This window comes from Burkholderia sp. HI2714 (assembly GCF_002223085.1).
GTDB classification, from domain to species: Bacteria; Pseudomonadota; Gammaproteobacteria; order Burkholderiales; family Burkholderiaceae; genus Burkholderia; species Burkholderia lata_D.
Map to the genome: position 1 here is coordinate 1 of NZ_NKFM01000083.1, position 8,686 is coordinate 8,686.

An 8,686-nucleotide genomic window follows, 5' to 3' on the forward strand; every position below is an offset into this window, starting at 1 on the left:
GGATGGTAGGACCGGGGCGTGGTGACGATGGCGCGAAGATGCTGTTCGAGCGTGAGAAACGAATGTACGATCCGAAGCATAGGCCGGGCTGTTCTGCGTTCGTGGACTGGTGTGGAAACCGTCTCACCCTGTTCCGCCTCAAATTGATCGAGACGTAACAACGTTGCCGATCTTGTGGAACCAGCAGCGCTGATGCCGAACCTGCGGGAACACCTCGTCGAGCGCCGCCCACAAGCCCATCGCGCCGTCGCCGACGGCCAGCAAGGGCGGCGCCTGCAGGCCACGCGCCTTCAGGTCGAGCAGCAGCTCGCGCCACGATGCCTTCGATTCGCGATAGCCGTCGCCAAGCACCACGCGCTCCTTCTCGCCGTTTGGCTTCACGCCGATGATCACCAACAGGCATTGCCCGTCCGAATCCTCGGTGCGGGCCTGCGTGTGAATGCCGTCCGCCCACCAGTAGACCCAACGTGAGCTCGACAGATCGCGCTTGCTCCACTGCTCGTACTCGTCGGCCCACGTGGCCTTCAGGCGGCTCACGACGTTTGCCGACAGTCCCTTGACCTGCTCGCCGAGCAACGCCGACAGGGCTTCGCCCATATTGCCCGTCGAGACGCCGCGCAGATACAGCCACGGCAGCGACGACGACACGCGCGGCGACTTGCGCACGTAGGGTGGCACGATCGCCGAGTTGAATTTGACGCCTGAGCCCGAGCGGTCCCGCACCTTCGGCACCTGGACCGACACTGGGCCCACGGCCGTGACGATCTCACGCGCTGGCAAATAGCCGTTGCGCACGACTGCCCGACGGCCGTCGATCGCCTTCACGTTCGCGTACTGCTCGAGCATCGTCGCTAACTCCGCTTCGATCGCCTGCCGAATGATCTGCCGAGCGCCTTGCTGGATCAGATCGTCCAGACCGGGCATACCCTTGATGTCTGCTTCTGCTGCTTGACCGTCATGCGTTTCATGCGTACGTTTCGCCATGGTGGTGGGGTTCCGATTGGGAAAGTGTTACCTTGGAAAGCAACATTCTCCTTCAATCGCCACCGCCTTCTCCTGCCTCCCGCCGCGTACACCAGTTTCGACAATAACTCATTCGCGAATGCGGAATGGGTAAGCCATGGTAATCGCTGCAATGGCGGCGAATTTGAAGTTCATGAGGTGAAGGAGGGGGTGCAGCAATCGCACCGCCGTATACTGACTTACCTCTTTCTCCTCTACTCGCTCTCTCCGAAACCTATGAATGCTTTAGTCCTGCAAGCGCTGCAAGTCGAGCTGCGCGAACTCGATAGTCAATTGGCCGAGACCAAGGCCATTGAAAAAAAGGCCGCACTGGCCACTTTCAAGGAACAGGTCGCCCAGTACGGCATCACCCAGCAGGAAGTGTTGTCGGCGCTGGGCTACCTGCAGGCGAAATCGAAGCGCGCGGCGGCGAAGTTCTACGATCCGTCGTCAGGCCGCAGCTGGTCCGGTCGCGGCCCGCGGCCGAAGTGGCTGGAAGGAAAGGATCTCAACGACTATGCGATCGACCGCGCGCCCCAGACATGGTGGCCAGGCGAAGACGCGTGATGCCAGCACGCGCGCCCGGCCGCGTTCGCACATAAGGCGAGGGTAGCCATCGCTGCCGCCCTCTCGGTCGCGGGCGTCGAATTTTCCGTTGTCAGCGAGCCAGGCCTCTCCGGCCCCGCTCGCCCCCGGACTTGCCGCCATCGTAGCCAACCCCGGCGCGCGGCGCTACCGCGCTGCCGTCACGCCGACGGCTTGAGCCGGGCGTGGTACTTGGCCGCCTCGCGGCGCAGCCGCGTCTCCTCCGGCGACACATAGATCGACGTCGTGCCGAGCGACGCGTGCCCGAGCGTGCGCTGCACGACCTCGAGCGCGACGCCGGCCGCCAGCATCTGCGTGCCGACCGTGTGCCGGAACGCGTGCGGCGATGTCGACGTCAGCTTGCGGCGCTCCGCCTCGCTCAAATCCGGCATCACGTCGAGCAACTGCGCGATCGCCCACTGCGTGAGCCCGCGTGCGCCGCGCACCGAGTAGCCGCCCGGCTTCGTCGGCTTGCCTTCCGTGTTGACATCGACCTCGACGCCAAATTTCTCGCGCGCCCGCGGCGTCGGCGGCAGGATCAGCGGCGCAACGAGCGGGCCCGCCGCGCCGGCCGCGTCGAAGTCCTGGCCGCGATCGCGCCAGTGCGCGCGCAGCGCGTCGACGCACGCGTCGCTGACCGGCACGAAGCGCTGCTTGTTGCCCTTGCCGATCACCTCGAGCAGCCAGCTCGCCGGCGTGTCGTCGTCGGCCGGCAGCCAGCGCAGCATCGCCCGTTCGGCGGCGGCGGCCTCGGCGATCCGCAGCCCACCGTCGCCCATGATCAGCAGCAACGCGCGCGCGGCGCGCCAGCGGGGGCCGCTGGGGCCCTGCTTCTCGCCTCGCTCGGCCAGCGTCGCGCGCACGCGAGTCCACAACGCGAGCGGCAACGCACGCTCGACCTGCAGCTTGCGCACGCGTCGTACGACGCTCGGATCGGTCACGGCCTGCCACGGATTGCCGGCCAGGTAGCGCACCGCCACCAGCCAGGCGAACGCCGCGCGAATCGTGCGGATCGCATAACGCTGGCTCTGCGGCGCCAGACCACCGGTCGCGAACGGCCGCCAGCGACCGCTGGTGCGCGCGCCGGGCGGCCCGGTAAAGCGCTCCCCCGGCGCGGCGAGAAACGCCTTGTACGCCTCGCAATCTTCGACCCGCATCGACGACAGCGCGACGCCGCGCTCGGCCACACACCACAACACCAGGCGCTCGAGCTCCTTTTTGTAGGCCCGCTGCGTCGCGGGCCGGTCGTCGTAGCGGTGCAGATAGGCGCGCACCGCATCCAGATCGTGCGCGGCCGTCAGATAGGCGAACGTCGGCGCCCGGTTTGCGCCCTGCGCGCCGGACAACGCGTCCGGCAGCGCCAGGCGTTCGAGCGGCGCGAGCTGGCCGGCGCCGGCAATCACGCCGGCCGACGTCGGCGCCAGTGTGTCGCCGGCGTCGACGTCGGGTTCGACCGCGGCGCCGATCGACGCGGCGTGCGTGCGTAGCCACGCGACCAGGACACGCGCCCGGCCTACACCGATGCGCGGCACCGATCGCCACCACTGGCCGCCGAGGCGGTTCACGAAGGCGACGAGCCCGCCCAGCGTGTGGATCCCCTCCCCCGCCAGCCGCGCCGCGACGAGCGGGCGGAACCAACGCCCGATCGGGTGGTCCGCGGCCGGCGCCGCGGCCGCCCACTGCCCGGCCACCTGCTCGATCATCTGCAGCGATACCGGCGTCAGGCGCGCCTCGCCGTGTTTCTCGATCGTCGCCTGCAGGTGCGACTTCAGTACCGGCGAACCGTCGCGCAGCGCGGCCGCGACCAGGTCGTCGCGCATCGTGCGCAGCAGCTGCGCGACGTCGACCGGCTCATCGGCGTCGCGATCGAAGTACAGTCGTTCGATCGTCGTGAGCGGCAGACCTTTCACGCGCGCGCGCAGCGCCGTGAATTCGGTGCGGCTGTAGGTGCGCAGCTGCAGCTGTTCCAACTGCTGGGGTCGGTTGGCCATGATGCTCAATAGTCTTGTGGATCCGGATAACGCGGGGAGTCGAGTTGCGTGCGCAGCCAGCCGTCGTTGACCAGCGCGTCGATCACGGCCGGCGGCACCGGTTGCCAGTGCAAATGCCGATCCGCGCGTGCCGGCAACCCGGCGCGGCGGCGCAACCGATCCAGCCAACCGCCCGGCGCCGGAATCGCTACAACCGCCTCGCCGTCCAGGCGCCAGTAACGGCATCGCCGGGCCGTGCTCATACGGATCGCCACGGTAACGCTGTCCCTGTTATGCACCGCCTCGACCCACTCCCCGCGCCGGCGCGCTTCGGCCATTACCGTAACGGCCGCTTCCCGCAGGACATAGTGCGTGACCCGTACCTTCCGGAACGTCGCGTCGTCGCCCTGGCGGCCCGCCAGCCAGCACGCGCCAGCGACCACTCGGTGCATGCCGTTCGTGCACACGAGCGCCCCGCCCCAGGCCTGCAGACGCAACCCGTATGCGGCGCCAGGTGCCGGAAAGTGCTCGTCACCCAATTCCGACTCGAAATAGCGCAACGTTTCCAGTCCCCAGCCGTTGCCGTGCAGGTCGGCGAGGAGTTCGCGCCACGTACGCGCGTCGGGCGCAAAGCTGCGGTGGAACAGACCCACGATGCTACGCACCGGAACATCGAGGTACAACGTGCGGTAAGCCGGCGCCCTGGCTTCTTTCCTGAAGGCGGCGTACCGCGACAGCCCGAAGGTCGACGCGATCAGATCCCGGTCTAGCGCGACCGGTCGATCAATGAGGGACGCCGGCGCGTCGACGAGTCCCGCGCGGATGGCGGTGAGAGCGGAGTGGGTGTCGAGCATCGTGGCGTCTCGCGGGTTCAGGCCGCCTGCGCGGCGTCAGTGTTCCAGCTGTTGGGCACGAATCGGCGATCGCGCGCCAGGCGCAGTGACGCGCACCACACGCTCCCAGGCTTCGAGATAGCGATGCGCCGGCACCGTGCCAAGTTGTGCGTCGTGCGCGACTACCAGCTGCTCGATCGCCATGCGCTCGTCATCGGTTAGCGTCCATGGCTCGCCACGTTCGGCGCGCGCCACGCACTGATCCAGCGCGGCCTCCGCGCGATAGTAGCGGTCGGGATCCGCGTCGCCAGCGTCGCGCAGGAAATACGCGAGATACAGGACGTGCAGCAGCGTGCCGATCACATCGAGTTCGCCGTGGCCGTCTCGCAGGCCGGCAAGCGCGAGATGATGTTTCAGCGACAGCCGGCGTACCTGGTCGGCAGGCAGCGGCAATAACTGCGCCTTGGTCAGCGGCCGGCGGCCGCGTGAAGAAGCTTTTCGCATAGTCAACTTTGTTCGAGAAACGACGCGTCGACCGCGGCGGCCAGGCGCGCCACGTCCACGTCATAGGTCGGCCGCTCGGCGGCCGCCAATCCTTGCAGCGCACTGGCGCGCCACCGGTTGAACGCGCCACGTGCAATGGCCTGCGCGACGTCGGGCACGCGCGCCGCGTTTCCTCCCACCGGATTGGAGCGTGCGCGGTCGTCGCGAATCTGCCACTCGGCGAGTTCCGTGAACGGCGGATACGACATCATGACTGCCGCTCCTGTGGCGGACGCACCGGGAACGCGTCGGCGCCGCGGTGCTTGAGCTGGATCCGCCGCCGTTCGGCCGACGGCGTTGCGACGGGGTGCGCGTCGCGCATCACCGGCCTCGCTGGGCGTCCTGAAGCATGGCGACGACTGCGGGGGTGCGCAGGGCCGCGCCGAGCGCGACATAGTCCGGATGGTCGCCCCGGGTCTGAAAACACGCACGCGCTGCCAAAACCCATCGCGAACGCCATCGCCTGCGCCGGCGTGCTCTGGTCGAGCACCGTGCTGGCCACGACGTCGGCGATCACCGCCTGCTCGTGCGGCGCCGGCGCACGGCCCAGCTTCGGCTTAATCGCGTCACTCACGCCGGTGGCGACCAGGCTGATCAGGTCGATGCGCGGCAGGTAGGCCGCCAGCTGCGCGGCCATGCCGTCCTCGAGCGCCAGCGTGAAGCCCTCGCGGAACAGCGGGGCACGCTCGTACGCGATGCGCAGGCAACGCATTTCGTGCGCGTCGACTGCGATGTCGGCCAGCCGGAACTCGTGCCGAACGTCGTACGCCTCCAGGCGCACATTCCGATCGTCCCCGGTCAGCGCGGGGCGCGCCAGCACGCTGACGATCACGGTCGGCGAACCGAGCGAGTCGGCCGAGCAGACCGGGATCAGCTGGATGACGTAATGCGGGCCTTCGAGTGAGACGCCGGCCTGCAGGCGCTGAACTTCGATCATGGAGGGTTGCCTCGTGGTGGGTGGGTCGATGCCGTCGGGGTCACAATCGTTGCGGCGCGGCAGCGGCGAAATCCCGCTTGCTCGGCCGGTGCCAAGGTGGCCGGTTCGCCATCGGCCGCACCGAGTCCAATCGGTGCGCGACCCGGCGCCCGTCGCGTGTTGCGTGCCGCGATCCAATCCGGCGCGTCGTGGGTCGCGACGCACAGGCTGCGTGCCGTCTCGCCTCGCTGGCGATAGCTGCCGAGCTCGACGCCGCCAAAGCACTTCATCTGCCATCAAGTGACGCGCGGATTCGGGCGCCGGTGCACGCCACGATACTCGAACACGCCATGACCGATCGTGTGTTCGACGCGGCTCCCGGCCTCGCAGCGCGTCAACAGGTCTTCGAAGGTCGCCTGCCCCGCTCCCGTCAACCTATTCGCGGACGCCACAGCGCGCGGTGCAATCTATCGACGCCCGTGGTGCCAGGCGAGCCCGAGCGCGATGTCGCCGTACAAGATGGCCCACTGCTCGCCGTCGCACCGCACCGACATCCCGGTGGCCCTGCTGCCGTCCGGTTGCCTGATCCAGCGATCGCGCTGCCCGCTCCACCACGCGCGACGCAACGCGTCGTTCAGCCAAATGCGAATCGGGCGCAGCGGGTGATTGGCCGGCACGAAGTCATCCAGTCTCGCGATCGTGAACATCGTCTCGGTGTAGCGGTCCGCTCCGCGCATCGCTTCGGTCTCGGTGTTGTCCGCTTCCTCCTTTCAACGTTTACCGCTCCCGGTCGGATGACCACGGCGGGCGCTATTTCAACAGCCTGCTACACCGGCAGCGCAGCGCGCAAGTCACCCAGTGTGATCATGACCGTCATCGGATCGAGTGGCGACGGCTCGAAGCCGACCCGCAGATAGAAACGTTGTGCTTCGACCGACAACGCATGCGCGAGCAGCCCGCGAATCCCGATCGGGTCGGCCGCCTGCATCACCCGCAGCCCCGCGTCGCGCACCAGGCCTCGGCCCAGCCCATGCCCTTGCCAGACGCGGTCCACCGCGAGCCGGGCGAGCACCACCACCGGCACCGGGTCCGGCATGTTGCGGCGAAATCGCCCGGGCGCTGCGTCGAGATCCACCGCGCCGGAGGCCAATGCGTAGTACGCGACCACCCGCTGGTCGTCACACACCACGTAGGTGCGCGACGCGCCACTCGCGTGATTGCGTAGCGCCCGCCGCTTGAGCCAGTCGTCCAGGCTCGGCTCCCCCGCGTCAAAGGCGGCCAGCGCGCCGGCCTGCGCGTGATCCAGCGTGATCGGCATCGGTGCACGCAGCGTCATGCGGCGGGCCCGGCAGGTCCGTCCCACGGCGCGGGCGTCTGCATCGTGCGGCGCAGCTGCAGATTCGGCGCCGGCGGCGCATCGAGCCGCGCGACGAACGCGGCATACGCTTCGGGACGGGCGCGCACCAACGTGGCCTCGAGCAGGGTTTCCTCGGCGGCGGCCCGCGCGGCGGACAGGATGAAATCGGTGCGGTTCTGCCCGCGCGCGGCAGCGGCACGATCGATCAGCTCGCGTTCGTCGGGTTGCACGCGCAGGTTCAGGGTGTCGCGCTTGGTTGGGGGGCTGTGGGTCGCGGACATGAAGGATTCTCCGATCAACAAGGGTTCCAGTATACGCGTTATGTACTGACAACGTCAGTACAGATTAGGTGGAAAGTGCGATTCGAATCGTACGATCCAGGCTTTGACCCATTAAACACAATGCCGCTAAGCAGACTTATCGGCATTGGACGCAGGCCAAAAAAACGGGCCAACCGGCCCGCCCTAGATTACAACGACTTACAAGAGGTGCAGTTCCCGGCACCTCTTCGTGGTGATCATTCGTAGTGAAAACGGCACGCCATCACGTGGATAACCCCCTCCATCACGATATACACCAGGCGATCCTCTTTCGTGATGCGCCGCGACCAAAAGCCGGTCAAGTCGCCACGTAACGCCTCCGGCTTCCCTGTCCCTCTAAATGGATCTCGCGAGATTTCTTCGATCAATCCATTGATCTCGCCAACGATCGCGAGATTGTGTTTCTGCCAGTACAGGTAGTCGTCCCAGGCATGATCCGACCAAGCAACTTTGCAGTTACTCGCTACCGCGGCCTTGTTCTTCGCCTTCTTCTTCTGCGTCATGGTTCAGCAATTCCTTTACGACGGTCTTGCCGGCCTTGAATTGGGCGATGGACTGGCGCAGTCGATCTGCGTTCGCTGGCGTACCCAGCAGGTGCAAGGTCTCTTGCATACTGTTGTAGTCGTCCAGCGAGATCATCACGACGTGTTCTCCACGCTGACGCGTGATGACCATCGGCTCGTGATCCCTGCATACCGTGTCCAACGCCTGCTTAAAGCCGGCTCGCGCCTCGCTAAAAGTCAGGATGTTCATACAAAGTCCTCTCGGGTCGATGACAGTTGTGCCCCGACCAAAGGCTCTGTGCACTTGTCACAGAGCATTGCGTGTCCGGAAGGTCGCTTCCTCACACGCTACCGCCATACCCCTGGCATGGCACCTAACAACGAAAACAATGACGATAAAGGCTGCCGATCGCCATGACATATTCGACCACGTCACGATTATCAGCCAGCGACTACATTGTACATAGTTTTGTACAGATATCAAGAGCGACTACACATCGGCGCTGTGGTCAGGGGCTTTGTTCGGAAGGCAGGGCTTCCGCATGAAGGCCCTTGTCAGGCAAGGCCCAGAACGGACTCGCGCATAGCGGTGTCCCATGCGGCGAGGTTGCGAATGTTTTTCAGGCTGACCTTTTTGGGCTGCTGCTGTTGTGCCAT

The 8,686-nt window shown here is 66.5% G+C and carries 10 protein-coding genes and 2 pseudogenes; 1 reads left to right on the forward strand and 11 read right to left on the reverse strand.

Going from position 1 to position 8,686, the window contains the following annotated elements; all coding sequences use genetic code 11:
* Nucleotides 1-150 precede the first annotated feature (150 nt).
* A pseudogene (locus tag CFB82_RS40465) lies at nucleotides 151-924 on the reverse strand (IS256 family transposase); the annotation flags it as partial.
* Nucleotides 925-1,239: 315 nt separating this feature from the next.
* On the opposite strand from CFB82_RS40465, the gene CFB82_RS40470 reads away from it, so the two are divergent.
* A complete protein-coding gene (locus CFB82_RS40470) occupies nucleotides 1,240-1,569 on the forward strand; it encodes an H-NS histone family protein (RefSeq protein ID WP_089487816.1) in 330 nt (109 codons plus the stop codon).
* Nucleotides 1,570-1,748: 179 nt separating this feature from the next.
* Here the strand turns inward: CFB82_RS40470 and CFB82_RS40475 are convergent, their stop codons facing one another.
* From CFB82_RS40475 to CFB82_RS40520, 10 genes and pseudogenes are all read right to left on the reverse strand, one after another.
* Nucleotides 1,749-3,578 (reverse strand): site-specific integrase, encoded by a 1,830-nt coding sequence (locus CFB82_RS40475; protein WP_089487817.1) that lies wholly within the window; start codon nucleotides 3,576-3,578, stop codon nucleotides 1,749-1,751.
* Between the two features lie 5 nt (nucleotides 3,579-3,583).
* Nucleotides 3,584-4,411, reverse strand: a complete 828-nt coding sequence (locus CFB82_RS40480) for a hypothetical protein (protein ID WP_089487818.1) — start codon at nucleotides 4,409-4,411, stop codon at nucleotides 3,584-3,586.
* A gap of 36 nt (nucleotides 4,412-4,447) precedes the next feature.
* Nucleotides 4,448-4,894, reverse strand: a complete 447-nt coding sequence (locus CFB82_RS40485; RefSeq protein WP_089487819.1) for a hypothetical protein — start codon at nucleotides 4,892-4,894, stop codon at nucleotides 4,448-4,450.
* A 2-nt stretch (nucleotides 4,895-4,896) separates the two neighbouring features.
* Nucleotides 4,897-5,145, reverse strand: coding sequence for a hypothetical protein (locus tag CFB82_RS40490; RefSeq protein WP_089487820.1), 249 nt, complete (start codon nucleotides 5,143-5,145; stop codon nucleotides 4,897-4,899).
* Nucleotides 5,142-5,870, reverse strand: coding sequence for a hypothetical protein (locus tag CFB82_RS40495; protein WP_089487821.1), 729 nt, complete (start codon nucleotides 5,868-5,870; stop codon nucleotides 5,142-5,144). Before CFB82_RS40495 ends, CFB82_RS40490 begins: the two co-directional genes overlap by 4 nt.
* Nucleotides 5,871-6,466: 596 nt before the next feature.
* Nucleotides 6,467-6,586 (reverse strand): annotated as a pseudogene (locus CFB82_RS42890) (IS5/IS1182 family transposase); the annotation flags it as partial.
* Nucleotides 6,587-6,675: 89 nt separating this feature from the next.
* Nucleotides 6,676-7,185 carry a GNAT family N-acetyltransferase gene (locus CFB82_RS40505; RefSeq protein ID WP_089487823.1) on the reverse strand — a complete coding sequence of 170 codons (510 nt, stop codon included), beginning with the start codon at nucleotides 7,183-7,185 and terminating at the stop codon, nucleotides 6,676-6,678.
* Nucleotides 7,182-7,487: a type II toxin-antitoxin system TacA family antitoxin gene (locus CFB82_RS40510; protein WP_089487824.1), complete on the reverse strand. Its 306-nt coding sequence runs from the start codon at nucleotides 7,485-7,487 to the stop codon at nucleotides 7,182-7,184. Before CFB82_RS40510 ends, CFB82_RS40505 begins: the two co-directional genes overlap by 4 nt.
* 236 nt (nucleotides 7,488-7,723) lie before the next feature.
* Nucleotides 7,724-8,029, reverse strand: coding sequence for a Txe/YoeB family addiction module toxin (locus CFB82_RS40515; RefSeq protein ID WP_089487825.1), 306 nt, complete (start codon nucleotides 8,027-8,029; stop codon nucleotides 7,724-7,726).
* Entirely contained in the window at nucleotides 7,983-8,279 is a 297-nt protein-coding gene (locus CFB82_RS40520; protein WP_089487826.1) for a type II toxin-antitoxin system Phd/YefM family antitoxin, read from the reverse strand. Before CFB82_RS40520 ends, CFB82_RS40515 begins: the two co-directional genes overlap by 47 nt.
* Between the last annotated feature and the right edge of the window lie 407 nt (nucleotides 8,280-8,686).